This is a genomic window from Oceanirhabdus seepicola (assembly GCF_023684385.1).
GTDB classification, from domain to species: domain Bacteria; phylum Bacillota; class Clostridia; order Clostridiales; family Clostridiaceae; genus Oceanirhabdus; species Oceanirhabdus seepicola.
This window is the reverse complement of sequence record NZ_JAGSOJ010000001.1, coordinates 699,027-722,881: the sequence shown is the minus strand read 5'-3', so window position 1 is coordinate 722,881 and position 23,855 is coordinate 699,027. Positions and strand designations below refer to the sequence as shown.

Below are 23,855 nucleotides of genomic sequence, written 5' to 3'. Positions count from 1 at the left end.
ATAAGTGATTAGGGAAAAATATACTAGAAGAGTAAAAGAAACTTCTATAAATATAGTTCAAAGCAGAATTGAATCAATAAGAGAAAAAGATATTACTAAGACAGGCTTTAGGGTATACAAGGAAGGAAAGATTGGGGTTGCTGGTGCATTAGGAAAATATGATGAGTCAGAAATGTTTAGTAAAGCTGAAAAATCTTTAAGTTTAAACATAGCTTATGAGAATGACCCATCATGCAATATGAATGAAAGTATGGAATTAAATTCAAATATACCAAAAGGAAAAGAGCTTATAAACGAGATAGAGTGTCTTTTAGAAGAGCTTAGGAAAAATGATGATTTTATTTTCAGTAATAAGATAAATGTTATTGAGGAAGAAGTGATATTAGAGAATAATGAGAACTTAAACCTAAAATATAAAACAAGATATATGTCTTGTGACATTGGAGTTAAAGAAAAAAGCTCTAAAAATATAATGGATTTATTCCTTCCATATGAGGGTAGAAATTTTAACAGAGATGAATTTATAAAGTATGCCAATAACTTATTAAATGCATATAGAAATAAAGTTGAACTTCCAGAAAATAATAAACTTCCAGTTGCATTTTTAAATGCGGATATGAGCATGTTTATTATGTTTTTGAGAGATTTACAGGGAAGAAAGTTTGCAAGTGGAGCATCTATTTTCTCAGAATTAATGAATGAAAAGAAATTTAGTAGCGATTTTACTTTGTATCAAACATCAAATCCAGAGGATGATATTAATTCTAAGTTCTTTGATGATGAAGGGGTTGTTAATAGTAATTATAGATATCATTTAATTGACAACGGGGTAATAAAAGCACCTTTCACTGATAAGACAGTAGCTAAAATGTATAATTTACCACTTACTGGAACAGGTGCTGGGGAATATGACGGTGTACCAGGATTAAAAGGTTGGCCTAACTTAATAGCTAAAAGTGGTGCAAAAACAGCAAAAGAACTTTTAAATGGGGAAATGGCTGTATTTGTCTTTATTGCTTCAGGTGGAGACTTTACTCCAGATGGTGGTTTTGGCACACCAGTTCAAGTTGCATTTTTATTTGATGGTGAGAAGTTTGTAGGAAGATTGCCTGAATTACAAATATCATCGCATGTATTTAATATGTTTGGAGAGGACTTTAGAGGCGTTTCCTGTGATAAAGTTATGTCTTCAATGAATATGAAATATATGATCATGGATATGGATGTTAAAAAGTTATAGAGTTAGCTAAATAAAAATAAGAGATTATCTCAAAATGAGTTTTAAATCATCTTGAGATTCTGCATCTTTAAAATTAGAATTAAATAAATTTTGAGAAGGTAGAGAATAGCTATATTTATTCTCTACCTTTTGTATACTCTAATTCGGTGGTATAATTTTCCTTGTAAAAACAAATATTAAAAAGAAAGAAGTGATAATAATAATTTATAAAGCAGATATCAATTTAAGAGAAAAATTATCCTCTATGTTTCAAAAATTCAACTGTACTCTAGTACGCTCATATCTACAAGGTCATATGGGAACAGCTTGGGTTGATGACCTTGAAAATCCTACAGTTGCACAAGTTATGGTGGGTTTCTTTGTGTTTTATGCTGGAGATATAAATTCAGAAGCAGCAGAAGAGTTATTATATAATCTGCCAGAACATAGTCTAGTAATTGTAAAGACTGATGAATGGAAAAAGTATATAGAAACTATCCATAAAGGTCGTATAGATAAATTTCAAAGATTTGAGTTTAAAAAGAATCCAGAACATTTAGACCGTAATCATTTACAAAAATTTTTATTAGCACTTCCACAAGGATATGAACTTAAAAGAATAGATGCCTCTTTGGCGGAAGAACCATCTTTGCATGAGGTTTCAGAAGATTTCACAAGTCAATTTGATTCAACAGAGGATTATTTAAATAGAGGAATTGGCTTCTGTATCTTAAGTCATGGACAAGTTGTTTGTGGAGCATCTTCATATAGTATTTATGATCAGGGATTAGAGATTGAAATTGGAACACATCCTGACCATAGAAGAAAAGGTCTAGCAACAATAGTAGCCTCTGCATTGATTTTAGAATGTCTTGATAGAGGAATATACCCTAGTTGGGATGCGGCTAATTCTGAATCCGTTGCTTTAGCTGAAAAGCTTGGATACATCATGGAAGAGCCATATGACACATATTATATTAATTATAAAAAATAAAAGGGAAGAATAACATATATGTAATAATTAAAGGAGATGATTTAATGAATTTAGAGTTTTATGAAAAATTACCTAAAAAACGTATGGCATCAGGAGCAATTTTCTTTAATGACAAAATGGAACTATTAGTTGTAAAGCCAACCTATATAGATGATTGGAGTATTCCTGGTGGCGTTATTGAATTAAATGAATCTCCTGCTGAGGGATGTAAAAGAGAACTTAAAGAGGAACTTTCTCTTGATATTAAGCTGAAAGATTTACTTGTAGTAGACTACTATAATGGGACTGAGACTTCTACTGAGTCATTAAATTTTATTTTCTATGCAGGTGTTTTAAATACTTCATCTATTAATGAAATAAAATTACCACCTGAGGAATTAGAGAATTATAAATTTATAAAAATACAGGAGATTGAACGATACCTAAGTGGTCGATTGTTAAGAAGAGTTAAACAAGCTCTTAGAGCATTGGATGAGAAGAAAACCTCGTATTTAGAAAATCAGGAAAACTTTTTTATTCTTTAGAAAATTGATATTTATTATATAGTCAAAAGATAAATTGTACTAAGGGATATAGGGAGGTAACTGTATGAAAAATATTTTATATAGGAAATTAACAGTGGAAGAATGTGAACGAATAAATGAAATGAATCCATCTCAATATATTGGGAAAGCGTGGAGACAAGTAAATGGAAAGCGCCAATTAGTTGAAATTAATTATCAAGATTTGGATTGGCCTAATGGATACGAAGAACATTATAGCAATTTGAAAGAAACTATTTTAAGTGGTGGTGTAGCTTATGGTGCTTTTGAAAGTAATGATAAACTATTAGGCTTTGCAAGTATAAATCGTAAGTTCTTTGGGAATGAGTTTAATTACGTTTTATTAGACCAACTTTTTATTACATTAGAACATAGGAATAGAGGTATAGGCAAAAAATTATTTATGCTTTGTGCAGATATAGCAAGAGAGTGGAATGCAGATAAAATTTATCTTTGTGCTGGGTCGGCTGAAGAAACAATTGCATTTTATTTTGCCATAGGCTGTAAAGAGGCTGTGGAAATTAATAAAGAGTTATATGAAAGTGATACGAGAGATTATCAATTAGAGTATTCACTATAAATATTAATGAAGGGAATCTAAGGTTCCCTTCATTAATAGTATATTACCAACGTTATTTTTTAACATAGCTTTATTTAACCGTGCCTCTTTTTATCAACTTTGGCTTGAACTTGATTACTTTTTCATGTATATCATTTTCATTAATAACATCAATTAATAATTTGCAGGATTCTTTACCTATATCATATATTGGCTGTCCAATGGTAGTAAGTTCAGGTTCTACAATTTGAGAAAGTTGAATGTTATCAAAACCAATTATACTAACATCTTCTGGTATTGTATATCCTTGACGTTTTAATACTTTCATCCCGCCCAAGGCCATAACATCATTACTATAAAAAATTGCATCAAAGTCTTTAATATTTTCTAATATCTCTTCTGTTGCTTTTTTTCCACCATCAATAGTGAAATCGCCTTCAAAGATTAAAGATTCATCATATATTTTATAGCTTTTCATTGCTTCCTTATATCCATCTAATCTTAAATTTGATATTTCAATTTCAGATGAACCTGAAACAAAGACTATTTTTCTTTTGTTTTCTTTATATAAATAGTCAATACCATCAATTATCCCTTCTTTATTTAAAGTATATACCCCATAACTATTTTCATATCCTTCAACATATCTATCCACTAGTACAAAAGGAACGCCATTATTATTGAGAATATCTATACTTTTAGTACTTTTTCCACCAGCAATAAAAATTACTCCATCAACAAGTTTACTTACTAAAAGTTGAATATATTTTTCTTCTTTCTCTATTTCATTATCAGAGTTGCAGAATATAACATTATATTCAAAAAAATTTGCAGCATCTTCAATAGCTCTTGCTATTTCAGAGAAGAATGGGTTTGTTATGTCTGGCACCATTATACCTATCGTTCCTGATTTTCTTGTGCTTAAACTTCTTGCTATGGAATTAGGTATATAATTTAATTCTTGAGTTATCTTGAATATTTTATCCTTAGTTGCACTGCTTATGTTACTATCTTTTTTATTTAATACCATTGAAACAGTTGTTTTTGATACGCCTGCCTTATTGGCTATATCCTGCATTGTTGCTTTTCTCATGCTTTCCTCCATGTTTAACAAATATAATGTATAAATGATCCATGTACTTATTATAATAAGAAATTATATAAAGAGCAATCTAGTAAAAAGCCAGATTACTCTTTATATATCTAAATGTATATAATAATTTAAAGGGGGAAAGGGATTACTTTTTAATAAGTTTTAAATCAACAGGAATATTATCTTCAATAGTTTCACCTTTTATAGTTTTAACAGCATTTTCAACAGCAAGTGAGCCCATTAAATCTGGCTGTTGAGCAACTGTAGCTTCCATTGTTCCATCTTCAACAGCTTTTACAGCATCAGCAGTTCCATCAAATCCGATAATTACCACATCTTTACCAGCAGATGATAGTGCTTGTAAAGCACCTAAAGCCATTTCATCATTATGAGCAAATACACCGTCAAATTCAGGTGTGGCTTGAATTATGTTTTCCATTACGTTTAAACCTTTTTGTCTATCAAAATCAGCTGGTTGACTAGAAACAACTTTTACATCATCTTTATCATCCACAACACTATGGAAACCAGCGCCTCTTTCTCTTGTAGCTGAAGCTCCAGGAATACCTTGTAGTTCAACTAAGTTTCCTTTTCCACCTAATAACTCTAACATATATTCTGCAGCTAATTTACCACCAGCAGTATTGTCAGAAGCAATATGAGATAATACTTCACCTGTGTTTGCTCCTCTATCTACAGTTATAACTGGAATATCACTATCATTTGCAACCATTATAGAATTACCAACAGCATCACTATCAGTTGGATTAATTAATAGTACTGCTACCCCTTGTTGAACTAAGTCTTCAACATTTGCTCTTTCTGTAGTTGCATCATCCTTTGAATCAAGAACAATTAAATCATATCCTAATTCGTCTGCTTTTTTCTGAGCGCCCTCTTTCATGCTTACAAAGAAAGGATTGTTTAAAGTAGAAAGAACCATTCCGATTTTTTGTGTGTCTTTAGCTTTTTCACCATTCCCACCATTTTCAGGTTTTGCACATCCTGCAAATAAACCTACAGCAAGAATCATTGAAACTGCTAAACATGAGAGTTTCTTAAGTTTTTTCATGGGTAATACACTCCTTATTAGAATTTTATTTTTTGTTTTTCTTATCAATTAATACTGCAATTAATATAACTGCACCTTTTACTATTGATTGATAAAAAGGATTAACATTCATTAAGTTTAGACCATTGTTTAAAACTCCAATTACTAATGCACCGATAATAGTTCCTGTTATAGAACCTTCACCACCTGAGAGACTAGTACCCCCAATTACTACAGCAGCAATTGCGTCAAGTTCATATCCACTTCCAGCAGTCGGACCAGCAGAACCAATTCTACTTGTAACTATTATTCCACTTAAAGCTGCCATCATACCAGAAATAACATATACTATTGATTTAATTTTAGTTGTGTTAATACCGGAAAGTCTTGCTGAATCTTCATTTCCACCTAAAGCATATACGTATCTTCCATATTTTGTTTGAGTTAATAAATACCATGCTCCTGAAAATGCAATTAAAGTTATGATTATTGGAAGGGGAATTCCAAAGAATCTTTTATTACCTATAACCATAAAAGATTTTCCTAATCCTGATATTGGGATACCATTTGTAAAGACATAAGTTACTCCTCTAAAGATTGTCATAGTTGCAAGAGTTGCAATAAAAGCCTGTAATTTTCCTTTTGAGATTATTATTCCGTTAATTGCGCCAATACATGCACCTATAATTAAAGCAGCTATTATAGATATAAAAACATTTCCTGTACTTTTCATAAGGAATGCGGCTACAGCACCTGAAATTGCTAATATGGAACCTACAGAAAGGTCTATTCCTCCTGTTAAAATTACAAAAGTCATACCAATTGCAATGGTTGCATTAACTGATACCTGAGTTAAAACGTTTCTAAGATTATTTACTGTTAAAAATCTTGGATTTATAATTGTAATCACAATACAAAGTATTACTAAGCCTATTAAGGATTTATATTTAGATAACATTTCTTTATAGTTGGCTTTCATTATTCTTCCTCCTCTAGTGATCTGCGTTTACAGCATACTTCATAATAAGCTCTTGAGTTGCATCTTCTCTTTTTACTTCACCAGTAATTTTTCCTTCACTCATTACTAAAATTCTATCGCTTATACCAAGTACTTCTTCTAAATCAGAAGAAATCATTATTATTGCTGTTCCTGCTTTTTTTAGTTCGTTTAAGATTTCATATATTTCTTTTTTTGCTCCAACATCAATACCTCTAGTGGGTTCATCTATAATAAGAACCTTTGGAGATAACATTATTAACTTAGCAAGTATAACTTTTTGTTGATTTCCACCACTAAGATTTTTTATCAATTGTTCTCCACTTGGAGTTTTTACAGAAAGTTTCTTAGAGAATATATCATAATCCTCAGATTCTAATTTTCTGTCAAGTTTTTTAGTTAAATTGTTTTCATATTTATTTAAGTTAGAAAGAGTCATGTTTTGTTTTACTGACATATTCAGTATTAAACTTTCTCCTTTTCTATCCTCGGAGAGATATGCAATTCCTTTGTTTAATGCCTGTTCAGGGGAGGATATATTAACTAACGTATTATCAATATATACATTTCCAGAATTTTTTTTATATTCACCAAATATAATTTTAGCTACTTCGGTTCTACCAGAGCCCATAAGGCCTGACATTCCTACGATTTCTCCAGCATTTACTTTTAAAGAGACATTTTCAACTCTGTTAGTTAGAGAGATATTATCAACTCTTAAAATTTCTTTGCCTACCTGAGGTTCAACATATGGATATTGTTCCTCAAGATTTCTTCCAACCATCATAGATATTAATTTATTTCTATCTATGTTACTTACGTTATCTTCTCCAACATAGCTTCCATCTCTTAAAACTGTTACTTTATCACACATTGTGAAGATTTCTTCTAGTCTATGAGAAATATAAATCATTGCAATATTTTGAGACTTTAATCTGTCAATTACTTCAAATAACTTACTAACTTCAACATCTGTTAAAGCAGTAGTTGGCTCATCCAGTATTAAGAGTTTTGCATTTTTGGAAATTGATTTTACAATCTCCACCATCTGTCTTTCTCCAACACTTAAATATCTAACTTCTATTTCAGGATCAATATCAGATCCGATTTCTTTTAGTAATTCTCTTGTTTCATCTATCATTTCCTTTTTATTTAATCTTCTTGTAAGTGGATTATATTTTTCGTTACCTAGGAATATATTTTCCCAAACTGTTAGGTTTGGAAGAACACTAAGCTCTTGATGGATTATTGATACTCCATTACTTTGAGCATCCTTTATATTTTTAAATTCTACATTATATCCATCAATAAGAATTACACCCATATCTCTTTTATAAACACCACTTAATATTTTCATAAGTGTGGATTTTCCAGCTCCATTTTCTCCTAAAAGAGCCATAACTTCACCAGAGTATGCTCTTAAATCAACCCCCTTAAGAGCTTTTACACCAGGGAATGATTTCACTATATTTTTCATTTCTAAAACTAAATGGGATTCATTTTTAATCATTATTTTCCCTCCTAAAATACAACTCCGGATTTCAAAATAATATTTGCATATGGAGTTTGTTCACCAGTTCTAACAACTGCTTTACATTTTTTTAGCTTATCTTTAAGTTCTTCATGAGAAATCAATGTTATAGTCACATCCCCGATTTCTTTTTTTATTTCTTCAAATGTATCATTGCTAACTTCTACAGTTTCATTAGCTATAAAAACTTCTTCGACTTCAAGTTCAAGTAAAATTGCTTTTAAAGTATCAATAAATCTTGGTAAATTTTTGATTAAAGCTAAGTCAATTCTTTGAGTTTCATCTGGAATAGGAAGACCACAGTCTCCTATTGCTAACATATCATTATGTCCCATTGTAGAAATTACATGTGATATATGATGATTTAATATTCCTATTTTTTTCATTATTATTCCTCCCCGTATTTATTAACTACTTCCTCTAAAGTCGGAAGAGAGATTTGAGCACCTTTTTTAGTAACTGCTATTGAAGAAACTTTATTACCAAAATTAATTGCTTTTCTTAGCACTTCATAATCTACATTTTTAACTTTACTTAGATTACTTGATACAGCTCCTATAAAGGAATCGCCAGCGGCAGTTGTATCAACAGCTGCTACTTTGTAAGCAGGAATTAATTCAGCATTTTCTTTAGTAATTAATGCTGCTCCTTTTTCTCCCAAAGTTATTATTACGTAATTTACACCTTTATCTATAAACTTACTTGCTGCTATCTTAGCACTCTCTAGATCTTTAACTTCTATATTAGTAAGTTCATAAGCTTCAGTTTCGTTAGGAACAATTATATCTGTAACATTTAAAAGTTCTTCAGAAATAGCGGTTGCAGGCGCTGGATTTAAAATAGTAATAATTCTATTTTCCTTTGCTATTTTAAAAGTCTCAATTGTTGTTTCCATTGGTGTTTCAAATTGTGAGATTACAATATCACAATTTTTAATTATTTCTTCTGCTTTCTTTACATGATTAGTGTTTATAGTCATGTTTGCACCTGAAATTACTGTAATCATATTATCAGCATTTTCATCAACAGTAATTATAGCTAATCCTGTAGGGTTTGATATATCTTTAAACACGTACTCTGTGTTAATACCATCTTTCTTTAAACAATCAAGTAGTATTTCACCATTATCATCTTCGCCGATTTGTGAAATCATATATACATCGCTTCCAAGACGTTTTGCTGCAACTGCTTGATTTGCTCCTTTTCCACCCGGGATCTTTTCCATATTGTTAACTAGAAGAGTTTCCCCCTTCTTAGGTAAATTCTTTACGTTTAATACCATATCCATATTCATGCTGCCTATTACGCAGATTTTATTCACTTTCATTTACCTCCCAATTATTATTGAGGTTAAGCAAGTTAACCGATTTACTAAACCGGTTTACTTAACCGGTTAAATAGATTATATCATCCTGTATATTTCGTGTCAATTAGATAAATTATGTAATTTTCCGACAATTGCTTATATTTAGCTTTGATTGTTTGAAAATTTTCATTATTATGCTTGATTTTGATGTTTATACATATGTTACTCAAAAAATGAATATTGATACATTAATTGAGTGTTTAACCTCTAAAAATTAAATTTAAGAATTTAGTAATGTTTGAATAAGGGGAGAGTGCTTCTAAAGAAAATTATAGCCATCAAGTGATATGTTCAAGTTACTTATTAATGGATAGATTGTAGGTTTCACAAAGATAAAATGGTATATCTTAATGTAAAATTCATGATTAAAAAAATGAAAAAATATTAATTTTATATGTAAATATGATGTATTATGTAATATAATGAATGTAAATGTAAATATATCCATAGAACAGTCTGAAAATATTTATTGATTAAAAGTATAAAATTCAAAAATATAATTACTATACAGAGGTGATAAATTGAGTACTTTGGAAGAAAAAAAGCATTCTAAATTTAAAAATAAATTTAAGGAAATTTTGAGCAAGTATTTGGAAAGTTTATTTGATGATAAAATCTCTATTAATTTAGAACTCATAACTAAAGAAGATATCAATGATGAAAGTAATCGAGAACTAATAAAATTTTTATGTAAAGAAGCTAAGGAATTAAATGAAAATCAACTTAATGAGATAGATTCAAAATATAGGAGATTTAATCATCAGGAAGATAAATTGGATATTAATTCTGTTGAATATTTGAACTTTTTTACACTAAAATCTTCACAGAAAAATATAGTAGGTTATCTTTCTATACAAGGATTAGAACAAAATACTATAGAAGTCTTTGAGCAATATGAAAAATGTTCTTTTCTAAAGTACGTTTTAGATAGACTTTTTGAAGAATGTAGATATATTGATGAAAAGATTTGTTATTTATGTGATGAAAAAATTTGTAACTTATGTGATGATATTATTCATAAAGAAAAAGATTACTTAAGAAGTTTAACTAAGGATTTTAGTCAAGAAATTTTTAAATCTATAGCTTCTTCAAAGAAGGGTATTAGTGATTTATTTGATAAATTAAATTATATTTCAGCCTTAAAATATGAAGGGGAAAGTGTTTCGGCTAAACTGCTTTTGATGAATAAAGATAAACATTCAGAAAATGTGAAATTTCACATACAATTTGATGAGGAAATTGAATTTGCAGATGAGCGAAAGATTAGAAAGATTTTAGAGACATCAGATGAAAATGTGTACTTAATAGGCGATCAAAATAATATTTATGGTTTAGGCACGCTTGAAAATATGAGTATAATAAAAAATGAAGAAAATAATATACTTGTAATTGACTTTTATGATAGATTTGAGTATAAGATAAAGCTAGGTAAGGTTGAAAGTAAGAGAATAACTGTAGATGGTAATAAACCATATGAACAAATAAATCTATATATGAAAGAAAGAAATATATTAAATGTAGTATATGGACAACCTATTTTAAGAGAAGGGGAATTTTCAAAAGAGGACCTGAGAGAAAAATTAGAAGAAGTTTTTGGTGATGTTGGGTATAGTAAAGATAAACTGTTGAAAATTATCAGTTATGCTAAGGAGCAAAAGCATGGAACTACTGTTGTTATTACTACATCAGAATTAGCTGAGATAGAGATAGAAAAATTAAAGAATCAATCTACAAAGATAAAGAAAAAATTTTTGATTGAAAAAGACGAAGATTTATCAAAAAAGATAATAGAGAGTATTACTAGCATAGATGGAGCCATAATTATAGATACAAAAGGTGTTTGTTATGGCATGGGAGTAATTTTAGATGGATTAGCAGTAGAAGAAAAAGGTAAATCTTCGAGAGGTGCAAGGTATAACTCAGCTATTAGATATGCAAATAAGGGTGATTTGAATGGGAAATGTTTAGTAGTTGTAATATCAGAAGACGGTATGATTGATATAATATATAAAGATGAAAGAGAAAGAGAAAAGAAGGTAAATAATTTAATAAATGAAATTAAGCAGTTATATGAAGGTAAAAAATATAGTGATGCATTAAAGATAGTTGAAGATGCCTTGAGTTTAGATAAAAAGAATGCGAAATTATATCATATTAAAGGAGCGATATACAGTAAAAATGGTCAAATTCAAGATGCAATAAAAAATTATACACAAGCAATAGAACTAAAACCAAATGCTGCAGCCATATATTATAATAGAGGAATATTAAATAAAAAGAATGATGAATATGACAAAGCAATAGAAGATTTTACTAAAGCAATAGAATTAAAACCAGATTATTCTAAAGCATATAATAATAGAGGTGTACTATATAGTGATAATGAAGAATATGATAAAGCATTAGAAGATTATACTAAAGCAATAGAACTAAAACCAGATTATTCTAAAGCATATAATAATAGAGGTATTCTATATGATGATAATGAAGAATATGACAAAGCATTAGAAGATTATAATAAAGCAATAGGTTTAAAACCAGATTATGCAGATGCGTATAATAATCGAGGTGTTACATATAAGCATAATAATGAATATGAGGAATCAGTAGAAAATTATATTAAAGCAATAAAATTAAATCCAAATTTTATATTGGCATATAAAAATTTGAATATTACTTATAAAAGATTAATAAAACTGTATCCTGAAAAAAATGAAAACCTAAGTAAAAAGATTCGTAAAAACGAGGAAATTATTAAGAGATTAGAAAAGGATGAAGAAATAAAAAAAATTTAAGATTATGTAAGATAAAAAGAATATTAAAACCTATCCTTAATTATAAAAGGATAGGTTTTAATTATGATGAAGACAAAATTGAGGAAGATTTTCAGAAAATTAAGTTTACTAAAATGATTATTAGGGAGAGGTATAGACTTTGTGAGTTGAACTAGTTCATCTAAATATGTATAATATAAAAATAAACAAGGAGAATAAAATGGAACATTTAAAAATATATCCAAGTAAAGCAAGATTAGTTTTATTAACTTTTTTAGGTATAATAATGACATCAGCATCAGGTTTTGTGATGTTGTTATTTACAAAGAAAGAAATTTCATTATCTATGCCAGGTGTGCTTGGAGGAATAATTGGATTCACAATAGTACTTTCTATAAGCTATTACAGAACAAGAAAAAATTTAGATAAAGCAGAAAAGTTTGTTAGTTTGAAAAAACAATTAAAATATCTCATTATATTTGTTTTTATAATGGGAAGTGGTTTAATTATAGATGAGAGTATTTACTTTTTTATAATTGGAGTTATAGGAACAGTATTCTTCGGATTTTGTACATGCTACTCTATTTATAGAATAATTAAGAATACTCCTTCATTGGAGATTACATCTAAAGGCATTTTTGATAATTCAAATTTGATGAGAATAGGGCAAGTTTCCTGGAATGAAATTAAAGATGTATTTACGTACATAGAGATAAATAACAAGATGTTAGCAATTGTTCCTTATAATATGGATGAAATAAGAAACAGACAGGGTAAAATCAAAAAACTATTTATTAGAAAACAAAAGTTTATTAGTGTTCCACAAAGCACATTATCCATAAGTGTAGCAGAACTTGAAGAGGAAATAAAATCAAGAATTACTTTGAATAATAATTAAGAAATATTATAATTGTGATATTTAAGGGAACCCAAAAATTGGGCTCTCTTAACTTAATGATGAATTTTTATTTGACATATTATTATGATGGGAATAAAAAATATTATCTTGGACAAACTAGTTTTAAAAGGAGTGCAATTCAATGTCTAAGGGGAAAATTGATTTAAATAAAGTAGAAGTTAATATAAGAACTAATGTATACGATAAGAGTAAATCTCAACCAAATCAAAGTGATAAAAAATCAAGAAAAAACCATTAACACATTAACCAAATTTTGGGTAGGTACCAGGTACGCAGCTAAATTTTGAAAAAAATTTCAAGAATAAAATATACAATTTTGGACAAACTAATTTTGTAATCTTGAAAGGAGTGTATTCTAATGGCTAGGGGTAAAATTCAAGAGCTAGATAAAAAAAAGACTAACATGAGAACTAAGCAAACTGATAATAGTGAAATTCAGCCAAAACAAAGTGATGTAAAATCACAAAGAAACGATAAGTAAGTTTTATTGCTGATTAAAAATCATTACTAAAAAAAATTATTTTAGGGAAGGTGTTAAAATGACAGATAATCGATACGGAACAAGGAAAACAAGTAACATTGATGTTGCAAGAGATGATATTCTTAAACCTCGAAGAAATGACAGAAATGAAAAGAATCCACCGAAATATAGAAATTCTAAAGTTGAGGAAATAGAAAATATAAAATAGAAATTTTAGTAGCGAGTAAAAAATACAATATTTAAAAGCTGTCATGAAAATCATGATGGCTTTTAAATATTGTATATAACTGATAAAGAGTTATGCGCTTTGGAAAATTATTTCACAGGTTGAAAAGAAGTAGAATAAAATATTTTATTTTATGTAGTAAATTGGTAACAATGGTGATATAATCTATTGTGTTGAATTGAATATTAGCTTTTCAGGTGCTTTTTATATTTGTATAAAGTATAAAGAATGAAAAGGGAAAACGGTTAAAATCCGTTGCAGCCCCCGCTACTGTAATTGATGATAGATAAAGTAGTTAAATCCACTGGCTTTGGCTGGGAAGGAAACTTTATTTAGGTGATTCATAAGTCAGGAGACCTGCCTGTAGTAAAAGCTCCATAAAGAAATCTTCGGTGGGAAGGGAAGTGGTACAATATTTAAAAATTATAAAATAGTTTTTAAATGTTACTATTATTATAAACCTAATTCCAACGAATGTTGGGATTTTTTTATTGTTTTAAAACATAATTGAAGAGGTGAAAAAAATGAAAAAATTAGTTTCAGTAGTATTAACAATTTTATTAGCAGTAACAGTTTTTACTGGATGCGGTAACAAGGTAAATAAAGAAGTAGCAGATAATGATAAAACATCTATTGAGAATAAAGAATCAGGTGATCAAAAAGAAACAAGCTCTGGGTTGTCATTTGATGTTCCTAAATACATAATTAGTGAAACCGAGGATTCAATAACTTATAAAGATCCTTTAGAAAATGAGGTGAATTTAAAAAAGAAGCCTGAAAGGGTAATTGTACTGCAAAACTCAATCTTAGATTTATGGTATTTAGCAGGTGGAGAAGCAATAGCTAGAGTTAAAGGGGAAACAAATGTGCCAGAAGAGGCAATGGATCTTGAAACAGTTGGAGGGGCATTTAGTCCTAGCCTTGAAAAGATATTATCATTAAAACCTGATTTAGTTATTTTAAGCTCAGTTACAAGCAAGCATAGAGAGTTAAAGGATGCACTTGAAGAGAATAATATACCAGCATTATTTATTAATGCAAACAATAAACCATATAAAAGCTTTAATGAAACTTTATATCTTTTCACTAGATTAACAGATAAGAAAGATATCTTTGATTCTAAAATTGCAGATATAAGAAATGAAATAGATTTAATTAAAGAGAAAGTTGAAGATGAGAAAAAGCCTAAGGTGGCAATTATTTTTAGCTCAACTCGTTCAGTGAGTACCGAATTACCATCATCTTTGACAGGGGAAATTCTAGAGATGCTTAATGGTGAAAACATAGTTAAAGAAACGAAAGTAGAAGGAGCAACTAAAGTTGATTTTAGTATTGAAAGAATAATAGAAAGAGACCCAGATATTATCTTTATTACAACAATGGGGGATTTAGAGAAAGTTAACAAAAGAATTAAAGAAGATATAGAAGGTAATGAAGCTTGGGGATCTTTGAGAGCAGTAAAAGAGGGGAAGGTGTATTATCTTCCAAAGGAATTATTCACATATAAACCTAATGAAAGATATCCAGAGGCTGTAGAATATATTGCTAAAATATTATACCCTGAGGTATTTAAGTAATGAAATTAGCCTTAGAAAATAATGAAGAGAAAATAGAGAGTTCATCGTGGGAAATATTAAAAAAGCAAAGAACATATAAAATGTGTATAATATTTTCACTTTTTGTACTTGCTCTTTTTTCAATACTACTAAGTGTAAGTTTAGGGCCATTAAAAATCCCATTAGGAGAAGTTATACAATGTATTTTTAAAAATCCAGAAGGAATTAATAAACAGATAATTTGGAATGTTAGATTACCTAGGACATTGATTGCCGCTGTGGTTGGAATGAGTTTAGCTGTTTCAGGAGCAATCCTTCAAGGGGTCATGAGAAACCCTCTTGCTTCTCCTAACATAATAGGAGTCTCTTCAGGTGCAGGACTTGCAGCTGTAATAATACTTGTTTTATTTCCAAACTATTATTATCTTGTTCCCCCTGTAGCTTTTATAGGAGCATTATCATCTACATTACTTATTTATGTTCTTGCATGGAAGGGCGGAATTAAACCTCTTAGAATGATATTAGCAGGGGTTGCAGTATCTTCTTTTTTAAGTGCAGGAATAAATGCTCTTATGATATTTTTTCCTGATAGAGTTCATGGAGTTATAACGTTTATGGTGGGTGGACTTGCTGCTAAAAGTTGGATTCATTTAAGAGTTATGTGGATTTACGCTGTAATAGGCGTATTATTAGCTTTTATTTTTTCAAACAAGATTAATATTTTAATGCTGGGAGATGAAATAGCAGTTAGTTTAGGATTAAAAGTAGAAAGGACAAGACTGATGTTTATTGCTATAGCATCCTTATTAGCTGCTAATGCAGTAAGTGTTGTGGGACTTTTAGGATTTGTGGGACTTATTGTACCTCATGTGGCTAGGATTATCATCGGTTCAGATTATAGATATCTTTTTCCTGCAAGTGCATTGATGGGGATATCATTATTAGTTCTTTGTGATACACTAGCAAGAACAATTATGGATCCAGTTGAAATACCAGTTGGGATAATAATGGCACTTATAGGGGCACCATTCTTCCTTTATTTGTTGAGAGGAGGACTTAATAATAATGTTAAAGGGTAATAATTTATCTTTAGCTTATGAGGATAACTTAATAATTGATGATATAGATTTTGAAATTGAAAAGGGTAAGATAATATCCTTAATAGGTACAAATGGATGTGGTAAGTCTACTCTTTTAAAGGCGTTATCAAGAAATTTAAAGCCTAAAAAAGGGGCAGTATATTTGGAAGGCAAAACTTTATCCAAAATAGATACAAAGATTCTAGCAAAGAGAATGTCAATTTTGCCTCAAATGCCATCGGCTCCAGATGATTTTACAACAAGAGATTTAGTTTCCTTAGGGAGATACCCTTATACAGGGATCACAGGCAAACTTTCTAAGAAAGATTTAGAAATAGTAGACTGGGCTATTGAAGAGACAAAAATCGGTGATCTTCAACATAGACACGTTATGACTCTTTCAGGTGGAGAAAGGCAAAGAGCGTGGATTGCTTTAGCCTTAGCGCAACAACCTGAGATATTAATGCTTGATGAGCCTACTACTTTTTTAGATATATGTTATCAATATGAGGTTTTAGAACTTGTTAAAAGATTAAATAAGGACCTTAATATAACGATAATAATGGTGCTGCATGATTTGAATCAGGCAGCTAGATATTCCCACGAGATTATTGTTTTAAAGGACAAAAAAATATATAAAAGGGGTAAGCCAGAGGAAATTATCAATGAGAGACTTTTAAGCGATGTTTTTAATTTAAAGGCTAGGGTTTTTTACGATGAAGAAAATGATTCCCCATACTTTTTACCTATTGGTATAAGATAAAAGATTTGAGTGAGTTATTAAAGATTTATAAGATGTAGAAATATAAAGCTATCAGGCTGTTGAAAAAGCTCAATCTCGGCGTCACTAAGACTCGCTGTGCTGCTCGAGTATCATTATTACTGTTTGACCCTGCTCGCTCATCTTGTTCCTTGACCTTGAGCTTTTTCAACGCCTGAAACTCTGAAGAATGAAAGCAGAGTAAAAACAATCTTTTGTGACTTTTCAACAAAAGCTATCCTTTAGCAGTAAAGGATAGCTTTATTTGTGGTGATATCAATTCTAATTATTGAGGATAAGGTTACAGGCACTACTCGAAAAAAATCGAATCATAAGTAAAAGAGAGACTCATCTAATCATGTTATTAGGGGAGTCTCTCTTTTACAAGGGGAGATATAATAGTAAAATCTAGAATACAGTAAGTTTAGTTATTAAGGGGAGATAGGTATACTAACTCATAAATATTAAGAATATACATATAGAGAAATTGGGAATATGAGAGGTAGCTAATGAAGCATATTTTAGAATTGAAGGATAAAATCCACAAGCAAAATATCAGAATTGACTATTGTCGTACTTTGTTTTTTATGACTCCTTTTATTGGGGATAAGATGTATTACCTAAGTAAAATTGAAGAAGAATTATTTAAAATGGATGAAGTACTTGAAGAATGTTCTAGATATTTTAATGAAATAAATTCCAACGAATCCAATGGAAGACAAGTTGAGAGAGAATTTACGAGAGAAGAATTAAAACAATATAATGGTGAGAATGGTAAACCTGCGTATACTGCAGTGAATGGTGTAGTTTATGATGTAACCTATGAACCACAATGGGGAGGAGGAACTCATTTTGGGGTGATTACAGGAGCGGATGTAACAGCGGAATTTAATCAATGTCATGGAGGAGAAAAAATATTAGAAAAGATGAAAGTAATAGGGAAACTGATAGATTGATAGAGTCTTGTCCTGTTATCAATACAAAAAATCGTATGGCAAGAACCATGATGGATATGGTGATGGAAAAAAAGAATAAAAAAATTAATCTTATTTGGTTAGAAACTTGTGGATGTTCAGGAAATATTATTTCATTATTAAATGCAAATAATCCAGATGTGGTTTATTTTTTAAAAGAAATGGTAAACTTGCGATACAGCAACAGTTTAATGGCAGCAGACGGGGAAATAGCCTATGAGCAGTTTTTAAAAATATTAGAAACAGAGTTTATATTAGTAGTTGAAGGAGCAATTTCAACAAAGGATCAGGGACTTTATAATGTGATTGCAAATTATAAGGGTAGTTATATAACCGGCATGGAGGCAGTAAAAAAAGCTGGAGAGAAAGCTAAATATATTTTAGCTGTGGGAACATGTGCCTCTTTTGGTGGTATTTCTGCTGCAAGTCCAAATGTTGCAGATTGCAAAGGTGTCAAAGCATTTCTAAATAAAGAAGTTATTCAACTGCCTGGGTGCCCAGGAAATCCTGATTGGATTATTGGAACTATTGCACATTTGATTCTTTCTGGTAAACCTGAGCTTGATGAAAAGGAAAGACCGGTTATATTCTATGGTGTTACTATTCATGATCATTGCCCTCGACGATCCTATTTTGATAAAAGAATTTTTGCTAAGAAATTGGGAGATGATGAATGTATGTTTCGACTTGGTTGTCGGGGACCAGTAACAAAGACGGATTGTCCGAATAGGAGATGGAATGATACGGATAATTGGCCGATTGGCGTAAATACTCCTTGTATTGGGTGTGCTCAAGAGGGATTTCCTGATAAAATGGAGCCGTTTATTCGTTATTAATGATTTGAGGGGAGAAATAAGTAATATGAGTAGGAAAATAACCATAAATCCAGTTACAAGGATTAGCGGTTTTTTAGAGATTGAAGTGGAAATTTTAAATAGGAAAATAGTAGATGCAAAAAGTAGTGGTATGCTTTTTAGGGGATTTGAAACAATGCTACAAGGTAGAGATCCTTTAGATGCTATTTATTTCACACAAAGAATTTGTGGTATTTGTTCCACTGCTCATAGTATGGCATCAAGTTTTGCTTTAGAAAATGCCTTAGATGTAGTACCAAATGAGAATGATAAAATGATTCGGGATTTTATCCATGGATGTGAGTTTATACAGAATCATATTCGACATATTTATCAATATACTTTTCCCGATTTTGTAAAAGGACCAGAACTACATCCTGTATACGTTGTATCTCATAATGATTTTCGGATTCCTGAAAAGTTGAATAAAAGAATTGCTCAGGACTATGTGTCGTCAATTAAGTATAGTAGGATGGCTCATGAAATGTTGGCAGAGTTAGGAGGGAAAGTTCCTCATAACCATGGCATTTTTGTTGGTGGAGCCACTGTGAATATGGATATCTCAAAATATATGAAAATAAAGTCTATTTTACAAGATATAAAAGAATTTGTGGTAAATACAATGATAGAAGATGTTGAGATTGTGGGGAAATATTATCCTGAATGTTTTAGTCAAGGGATAGGGTACAAAAATTTAATGAGTTATGGTTGTTTTGACACTTATAAAGAGTTAGAAAGAACCTATGTTTCTCCAAAGGTGTGGATTAATGAGGAGGAAGAGGGGTTTGAACCAGATAAGATTACAGAAAATATTCACTATTCATGGTATGAAGATGGGGAACCAAATCGTATGAAAAAAGATGGATACTCATGGATTAAAGCTCCTAGATATAAGGGAAAGCCTATGGAAGTAGGTCCTCTAGCCAGGATGTGGCTAGGTGGATATTATAGAAGAGGAATTTCCTTGATGGATAGAACAATAGCTAGAGCGTATGAAGCAAAAAGAATCATTGAAATCATGGAGTCATTGTTAGAAAGAATACATTTAGAGGGAAGCAAACAAAAAATCTATAACATTCCAGAAAAGGCAATAGGAAAAGGATTGGTTGACACCACAAGAGGGGCATTGGGACATTGGATTTCCATAGATAGTAAGAAACTTGGAAGGTATACAATCATCACACCATCAGGTTGGAACTTGTCTCCAAAGGATCAAAAGGGAATAAGAGGAACTTTAGAAAAAGCACTTATTGGAACGGAGATTGCTGATATAAATCATCCAGTTGAGATTGGAAGAATTGTACGATCCTTTGACCCTTGTGTATCTTGTGCAACGCATGTAAGAGGAGACTATAATTCAGTAGAGATGATAATTGGCTGATGAAGAAAAAATTATTTGCTATTGGAAATCCAATTATGATGGATGACGGAATTGGAATAGCTGTAGCGAAAGAGATACGAGATTGGCTAGTTCAAAGAAAAGTTGAAATTATTATTGGCGAAACAGATATGGACTATTGTATGAGTTTTATTGAGTATAATGATTTTATTTTAATCTTAGATGCTACTTATTTAAATAATCAGCCTGGATGTGTTACAACTTGTCCAATTCTCGAATTGAATGATGAGTATAAGAGTGGATATTCACAGCATGAAATGAGTTTGTTAAAAGGATTAACAATGTATGGAAAGAAGGTAAATGGTTACTTTATTGGAATAGAAATTGATAGTATACAATTCGGATGTGAGTTAAGTCATGTATTATGTATTCAATTTCATAGTATTTGTGAAAAAGTTAAAGCAGAAATTCAGAAAATATTAGATGAGTAAAATAGTTGTAGACTATGTAATAATATGATCTCAACTAAGGTTGGGATTATATATTTTAATATAAATTAGTTGCAAAGGAAACTATAAAATGATACAATAAAATTAGTTTCGAAAGAAACTAATTTTATGAGTAGAGGTGTTTTATGAATAAAGAATCACTTGGTAAATATATATCAGCTATATATAGAAACTCACAAAGTATTATTAATAAAAAACTAGAAGGGTATGATATTGGAAGTGGACAATATGATTTTCTATATGTTATTTCAACTAATGAGGGAATAAGTCAAAAGGAGTTAAGTAATATTTTAAAAATCGGTAAGGCAACAACAGCTAAAGCAGTTAAGAGTCTTATGAAAAGTGGATATGTAAAAAGAGAAAGAGATGAAAAAGATAAGAGATTTTATAAGTTATACTTAACTGAAAAGGGAAAAGAGATTGTTCCTAAAATAGAATCAAGTTTTAAATTTATGATTGGAGTTTTTTCAGAAGGTTTCTCAGATGAAGAATATGAAAATATTCTGCAATCTCTAAAAGAAATTTTAGATACTGTACACAGAGTAAATAATGAGTTGCACAATGAGTAAATACTCAATGACATAAAAAAATTAGGAGGGTTTATTATGAGAATTAATAGAAAATATGAAGGAATATTATTTGCATTTTTAATGGCTGCTGGGATGTCATGTTTAATATCACTAGTTATGACATTAATAAATGTTGGAATTAGTAGTGCATTATTTGGAATTTGGATTAAAGCTTGGGGCATTGGATTTATTGTTTCTTTACCTGTTTCAATATTTTATCCTCCAGTGATAAGAAAAGTAATTAAAAAGCTTACAATTTAATGATTTTATTAAGTTTATCCAAATGGAGTTCAAATTGAATTTATCTGAGAAATATCATATGGCTAACCCAAGTTAAACTTGGGTTAGCTTATTTATTACAACAGAGTAGTAATTGATTACATTACTACTCTGTTGTAATTTCTAACTTATATCAATCTTAGTTTTATCTCCATCTTTAAAAATTATCTCATCAGCTTTAGTGCATGCTATTAAGTCCTTTTCATTTTCAGAAATGAAGTTGATTAATTTTTTAGGAATTGAAATATGAAGAGCTTTTAATGGTTCTTTAAGAGATAAATTTCTTTCAGATTTATAAATAGAAGATTATTTAAGTGGTCGGTTGCTAAGAAGAGTTAAACAAGCTATTAAAGCATTGAATAAGAATAAAATTTTTTATTTAGAAAATCAGGAGAATTGCTTTTAAGTAGAGTTATGTATATTAATAATGAAAAATATATTTTGAATAAAAGAGGTATGGAATTAAGATTTAATATCCCAATTTCATACCTTTTCATGTGCCTAAAATGAATTTAATAATTTCTAGAATTTGTTCTATTTCAAGCTTTTCAATACTCCGAGTAAGTAATCCCATCCTCTATCTACTGAACTAATTTCTACCCATTCATTAGGTGTATGAACATCATGTAGATTAGGTCCAAATGAAATCATATCCATTCTTTCACCAAATTTACCACCAAAAAGACCACACTCTAATCCAGCATGTATTGCTGATATAAGAGGTTTATTTCCGTACATATCCTCATATACAGATACCATACGATCTCTTAGTTTAGAGTCTGCTTTATATTGCCAAGCTGGATAAGCAGATTGATATTCTACTGACGCACCAAGTAAATTGCAAAGTGCATCTCCTCTTTTAGCTATTTCCCATTTTCTACTCTCTAAAGAACTTCTTATAGCACTTACAAATGAGATTTTATTATCTTCTGAAATACATACACCTATGTTTGTTGAACTTTCAACTAGGCCAGCTATCTGCATGCTCATTGATTGAATACCATTTGGTATCATAAGAAGCATATCAATAATTTCATTACTACTTTCTTTTGTGAATGCATCCGTTACTTCTACATTTTCAAATGATACTTGAATACCACTATCAGATGCAGAAAGCTCTTTTTTAAATATCTCATGATATTCATTGATTATCTCTACAGCTTTGTCAAAGTTATTCTCGTTAACTACAACTGTGCAATCGCATTCTCTTGGGATTGCATTCATCTTAGAACCACCATTAATATTATGTATTCTAACTTCCATCTCTTTACGTAATTCATCGAGAATTCTACAAATAAGCTTATTAGAGTTTCCTCTCTCCTTATTTATATCCATTCCAGAGTGACCGCCTTTAAGGCCTCTTATTTCAATTTTGATACCTTTTCCCTGAACATTTTCTTTCTTTCCATCAAGTTCGATAACCTGTCTTACTCCACCAGCACAACTAACCAATAGTGTTCCTTCTTCTTCAGAATCAATATTAATAAGCATATTTCCTTTTATATTATCTGGATTCAATGCTAAGGCTCCATCCATTCCAGTCTCTTCTTCTGTTGTGAAAAGAAGCTCTATTTCTGGGTGTTCTGCAGTCTCTTCATCTAAGATGGCAAGACCGTAGGCTACAGCAATACCATTATCTGCTCCTAATGTTGTACCATCTGCTCTTAACTTATCCCCTTCAACAATAAACTTAATAGGATCTTTTTCAAAATCATGCTCAGTTCCTTTGTTTTTTTCACAAACCATATCCATATGACCTTGTATCACTACACCAGGAGAATTTTCATATCCCTTTGTTGCTGGCTTTTTTATTATCACATTTAAAGCATTATCCTGAATAACTTCAAGGCCTCTATCTTGTGCATATGTAACCAACCAATCTGAGATAGCTTTTTCATTGCCAGAACCTCTAGGTATCTCATTCATTTTTTTAAAAATTTCAAAGACTTTATAACTCTTAAGTGCTTTTAAATTTTCTAACATAGTTCACACCTCTATTAAATTTATTTTGTAACTATTATGCCACTACCCCATATGGATTTTCAAAAATATTTAATTACAACACATATACGAAAAAAAATAATAAAAGTTATCTTGAATGTAACTAAATTAATTTGAAATGTATGGCAATAGTATACATTATTTATTTAAACATAATTTATTATATTGTCAATAGTTGAATGA

At 30.2% G+C, this 23,855-nt stretch carries 24 protein-coding genes and 1 riboswitch; of the genes, 17 read left to right on the top strand and 7 right to left on the bottom strand.

Translation table 11 applies throughout. The annotated features are described in order from the left end of the window. Nucleotides 1-4 precede the first annotated feature (4 nt). The 4 genes from KDK92_RS24760 (at nucleotide 5) to KDK92_RS03180 (ending at nucleotide 3,335) form a co-directional block, all read left to right on the top strand. Nucleotides 5-1,240 carry a metallopeptidase TldD-related protein gene (locus KDK92_RS24760; RefSeq protein WP_250857603.1) on the top strand — a complete coding sequence of 412 codons (1,236 nt, stop codon included), beginning with the start codon at nucleotides 5-7 and terminating at the stop codon, nucleotides 1,238-1,240. A gap of 190 nt (nucleotides 1,241-1,430) precedes the next feature. After that, nucleotides 1,431-2,213, top strand: a complete 783-nt coding sequence (locus KDK92_RS03190; RefSeq protein ID WP_250857602.1) for a GNAT family N-acetyltransferase — start codon at nucleotides 1,431-1,433, stop codon at nucleotides 2,211-2,213. Nucleotides 2,214-2,257: 44 nt separating this feature from the next. Next, on the top strand, nucleotides 2,258-2,737 hold the full coding sequence (locus KDK92_RS03185; RefSeq protein ID WP_250857601.1) for an NUDIX domain-containing protein: 480 nt from the start codon (nucleotides 2,258-2,260) through the stop codon (nucleotides 2,735-2,737). Between the two features lie 64 nt (nucleotides 2,738-2,801). After that, nucleotides 2,802-3,335, top strand: a complete 534-nt coding sequence (locus KDK92_RS03180) for a GNAT family N-acetyltransferase (protein WP_250857600.1) — start codon at nucleotides 2,802-2,804, stop codon at nucleotides 3,333-3,335. 70 nt (nucleotides 3,336-3,405) lie between these two features. Here the strand turns inward: KDK92_RS03180 and KDK92_RS03175 are convergent, their stop codons facing one another. The 6 genes from KDK92_RS03175 to rbsK all read right to left on the bottom strand — a co-directional run bounded on the left by KDK92_RS03175 (nucleotide 3,406) and on the right by rbsK (nucleotide 9,307). Beyond that, nucleotides 3,406-4,407 carry a LacI family DNA-binding transcriptional regulator gene (locus KDK92_RS03175; protein ID WP_250857599.1) on the bottom strand — a complete coding sequence of 334 codons (1,002 nt, stop codon included), beginning with the start codon at nucleotides 4,405-4,407 and terminating at the stop codon, nucleotides 3,406-3,408. Between the two features lie 145 nt (nucleotides 4,408-4,552). Continuing rightward, nucleotides 4,553-5,479: a ribose ABC transporter substrate-binding protein RbsB gene (gene rbsB, locus KDK92_RS03170; protein WP_250857598.1), complete on the bottom strand. Its 927-nt coding sequence runs from the start codon at nucleotides 5,477-5,479 to the stop codon at nucleotides 4,553-4,555. 25 nt (nucleotides 5,480-5,504) lie between these two features. Beyond that, entirely contained in the window at nucleotides 5,505-6,437 is a 933-nt protein-coding gene (rbsC, locus tag KDK92_RS03165) for a ribose ABC transporter permease (protein WP_250857597.1), read from the bottom strand. A 13-nt stretch (nucleotides 6,438-6,450) separates the two neighbouring features. Further along, nucleotides 6,451-7,965 (bottom strand): sugar ABC transporter ATP-binding protein, encoded by a 1,515-nt coding sequence (locus KDK92_RS03160; RefSeq protein ID WP_250857596.1) that lies wholly within the window; start codon nucleotides 7,963-7,965, stop codon nucleotides 6,451-6,453. An 11-nt stretch (nucleotides 7,966-7,976) separates the two neighbouring features. After that, on the bottom strand, nucleotides 7,977-8,372 hold the full coding sequence (gene rbsD / locus KDK92_RS03155; RefSeq protein ID WP_250857595.1) for a D-ribose pyranase: 396 nt from the start codon (nucleotides 8,370-8,372) through the stop codon (nucleotides 7,977-7,979). Nucleotides 8,373-8,374: 2 nt separating this feature from the next. Then, entirely contained in the window at nucleotides 8,375-9,307 is a 933-nt protein-coding gene (gene rbsK / locus KDK92_RS03150) for a ribokinase (protein WP_250857594.1), read from the bottom strand. A 566-nt stretch (nucleotides 9,308-9,873) separates the two neighbouring features. Here rbsK and KDK92_RS03145 point away from each other — a divergent pair. The 13 genes from KDK92_RS03145 (at nucleotide 9,874) to KDK92_RS03090 (ending at nucleotide 21,653) form a co-directional block, all read left to right on the top strand. Beyond that, complete coding sequence (locus KDK92_RS03145) at nucleotides 9,874-12,147, top strand: tetratricopeptide repeat protein (protein WP_250857593.1); 2,274 nt, start codon at nucleotides 9,874-9,876, stop codon at nucleotides 12,145-12,147. 199 nt (nucleotides 12,148-12,346) lie between these two features. Then, a complete protein-coding gene (locus tag KDK92_RS03140; protein ID WP_250857592.1) occupies nucleotides 12,347-13,024 on the top strand; it encodes an STM3941 family protein in 678 nt (225 codons plus the stop codon). Between the two features lie 379 nt (nucleotides 13,025-13,403). Further along, on the top strand, nucleotides 13,404-13,526 hold the full coding sequence (locus tag KDK92_RS24415; protein ID WP_276575862.1) for a hypothetical protein: 123 nt from the start codon (nucleotides 13,404-13,406) through the stop codon (nucleotides 13,524-13,526). A gap of 58 nt (nucleotides 13,527-13,584) precedes the next feature. Next, entirely contained in the window at nucleotides 13,585-13,734 is a 150-nt protein-coding gene (locus KDK92_RS03135) for a hypothetical protein (protein WP_250857591.1), read from the top strand. 196 nt (nucleotides 13,735-13,930) lie between these two features. Continuing rightward, nucleotides 13,931-14,131, top strand: a riboswitch (cobalamin riboswitch). A 145-nt stretch (nucleotides 14,132-14,276) separates the two neighbouring features. Further along, entirely contained in the window at nucleotides 14,277-15,329 is a 1,053-nt protein-coding gene (locus KDK92_RS03130) for an ABC transporter substrate-binding protein (protein ID WP_250857590.1), read from the top strand. Next, nucleotides 15,329-16,387 (top strand): FecCD family ABC transporter permease, encoded by a 1,059-nt coding sequence (locus KDK92_RS03125; RefSeq protein ID WP_250857589.1) that lies wholly within the window; start codon nucleotides 15,329-15,331, stop codon nucleotides 16,385-16,387. Before KDK92_RS03130 ends, KDK92_RS03125 begins: the two co-directional genes overlap by 1 nt. Further along, nucleotides 16,374-17,150 (top strand): ABC transporter ATP-binding protein, encoded by a 777-nt coding sequence (locus KDK92_RS03120; RefSeq protein ID WP_250857588.1) that lies wholly within the window; start codon nucleotides 16,374-16,376, stop codon nucleotides 17,148-17,150. Before KDK92_RS03125 ends, KDK92_RS03120 begins: the two co-directional genes overlap by 14 nt. 506 nt (nucleotides 17,151-17,656) lie before the next feature. Next, nucleotides 17,657-18,103 carry a cytochrome b5 domain-containing protein gene (locus KDK92_RS03115; RefSeq protein WP_250857587.1) on the top strand — a complete coding sequence of 149 codons (447 nt, stop codon included), beginning with the start codon at nucleotides 17,657-17,659 and terminating at the stop codon, nucleotides 18,101-18,103. A gap of 35 nt (nucleotides 18,104-18,138) precedes the next feature. Further along, nucleotides 18,139-18,957 (top strand): hydrogenase small subunit, encoded by an 819-nt coding sequence (locus KDK92_RS03110; protein ID WP_250858614.1) that lies wholly within the window; start codon nucleotides 18,139-18,141, stop codon nucleotides 18,955-18,957. A gap of 25 nt (nucleotides 18,958-18,982) precedes the next feature. Beyond that, the gene (locus KDK92_RS03105; RefSeq protein WP_250857586.1) at nucleotides 18,983-20,356 is read left to right on the top strand and encodes a nickel-dependent hydrogenase large subunit; all 1,374 of its coding nucleotides are present in this window, start codon (nucleotides 18,983-18,985) and stop codon (nucleotides 20,354-20,356) included. Then, the gene (locus KDK92_RS03100) at nucleotides 20,356-20,805 is read left to right on the top strand and encodes a hydrogenase maturation protease (RefSeq protein ID WP_250857585.1); all 450 of its coding nucleotides are present in this window, start codon (nucleotides 20,356-20,358) and stop codon (nucleotides 20,803-20,805) included. The genes KDK92_RS03105 and KDK92_RS03100 overlap by 1 nt, the downstream gene beginning before the upstream one ends. Nucleotides 20,806-20,948: 143 nt before the next feature. Continuing rightward, on the top strand, nucleotides 20,949-21,392 hold the full coding sequence (locus tag KDK92_RS03095; RefSeq protein WP_250857584.1) for a MarR family winged helix-turn-helix transcriptional regulator: 444 nt from the start codon (nucleotides 20,949-20,951) through the stop codon (nucleotides 21,390-21,392). A gap of 36 nt (nucleotides 21,393-21,428) precedes the next feature. Beyond that, complete coding sequence (locus tag KDK92_RS03090; protein ID WP_250857583.1) at nucleotides 21,429-21,653, top strand: DUF2798 domain-containing protein; 225 nt, start codon at nucleotides 21,429-21,431, stop codon at nucleotides 21,651-21,653. Between the two features lie 552 nt (nucleotides 21,654-22,205). Here the strand turns inward: KDK92_RS03090 and KDK92_RS03085 are convergent. Beyond that, a complete protein-coding gene (locus tag KDK92_RS03085; protein WP_250857582.1) occupies nucleotides 22,206-23,654 on the bottom strand; it encodes an aminoacyl-histidine dipeptidase in 1,449 nt (482 codons plus the stop codon). Between the last annotated feature and the right edge of the window lie 201 nt (nucleotides 23,655-23,855).

What these genes read in the sequence shown, in the direction of transcription:
- KDK92_RS03115 (WP_250857587.1), top strand. Translation starts at nt 17,657, where the DNA reads ATGAAGCATATTTTAGAATTGAAGGATAAAATCCACAAGCAAAATATC.
- KDK92_RS03140 (WP_250857592.1), top strand. Translation starts at nt 12,347, where the DNA reads ATGGAACATTTAAAAATATATCCAAGTAAAGCAAGATTAGTTTTATTA.
- rbsB (WP_250857598.1), bottom strand. Translation starts at nt 5,479, where the DNA reads ATGAAAAAACTTAAGAAACTCTCATGTTTAGCAGTTTCAATGATTCTT.
- KDK92_RS03105 (WP_250857586.1), top strand. Translation starts at nt 18,983, where the DNA reads ATGAGTAGGAAAATAACCATAAATCCAGTTACAAGGATTAGCGGTTTT.
- KDK92_RS03135 (WP_250857591.1), top strand. Translation starts at nt 13,585, where the DNA reads ATGACAGATAATCGATACGGAACAAGGAAAACAAGTAACATTGATGTT.
- KDK92_RS24415 (WP_276575862.1), top strand. Translation starts at nt 13,404, where the DNA reads ATGGCTAGGGGTAAAATTCAAGAGCTAGATAAAAAAAAGACTAACATG.
- KDK92_RS03110 (WP_250858614.1), top strand. Translation starts at nt 18,139, where the DNA reads ATGGCAAGAACCATGATGGATATGGTGATGGAAAAAAAGAATAAAAAA.
- KDK92_RS03160 (WP_250857596.1), bottom strand. Translation starts at nt 7,965, where the DNA reads ATGATTAAAAATGAATCCCATTTAGTTTTAGAAATGAAAAATATAGTG.
- rbsD (WP_250857595.1), bottom strand. Translation starts at nt 8,372, where the DNA reads ATGAAAAAAATAGGAATATTAAATCATCATATATCACATGTAATTTCT.
- KDK92_RS03130 (WP_250857590.1), top strand. Translation starts at nt 14,277, where the DNA reads ATGAAAAAATTAGTTTCAGTAGTATTAACAATTTTATTAGCAGTAACA.
- KDK92_RS03095 (WP_250857584.1), top strand. Translation starts at nt 20,949, where the DNA reads ATGAATAAAGAATCACTTGGTAAATATATATCAGCTATATATAGAAAC.
- KDK92_RS03085 (WP_250857582.1), bottom strand. Translation starts at nt 23,654, where the DNA reads ATGTTAGAAAATTTAAAAGCACTTAAGAGTTATAAAGTCTTTGAAATT.
- rbsC (WP_250857597.1), bottom strand. Translation starts at nt 6,437, where the DNA reads ATGAAAGCCAACTATAAAGAAATGTTATCTAAATATAAATCCTTAATA.
- KDK92_RS03100 (WP_250857585.1), top strand. Translation starts at nt 20,356, where the DNA reads ATGAAGAAAAAATTATTTGCTATTGGAAATCCAATTATGATGGATGAC.
- KDK92_RS03120 (WP_250857588.1), top strand. Translation starts at nt 16,374, where the DNA reads ATGTTAAAGGGTAATAATTTATCTTTAGCTTATGAGGATAACTTAATA.
- KDK92_RS03090 (WP_250857583.1), top strand. Translation starts at nt 21,429, where the DNA reads ATGAGAATTAATAGAAAATATGAAGGAATATTATTTGCATTTTTAATG.
- KDK92_RS03185 (WP_250857601.1), top strand. Translation starts at nt 2,258, where the DNA reads ATGAATTTAGAGTTTTATGAAAAATTACCTAAAAAACGTATGGCATCA.
- KDK92_RS03180 (WP_250857600.1), top strand. Translation starts at nt 2,802, where the DNA reads ATGAAAAATATTTTATATAGGAAATTAACAGTGGAAGAATGTGAACGA.
- KDK92_RS03175 (WP_250857599.1), bottom strand. Translation starts at nt 4,407, where the DNA reads ATGAGAAAAGCAACAATGCAGGATATAGCCAATAAGGCAGGCGTATCA.
- KDK92_RS03125 (WP_250857589.1), top strand. Translation starts at nt 15,329, where the DNA reads ATGAAATTAGCCTTAGAAAATAATGAAGAGAAAATAGAGAGTTCATCG.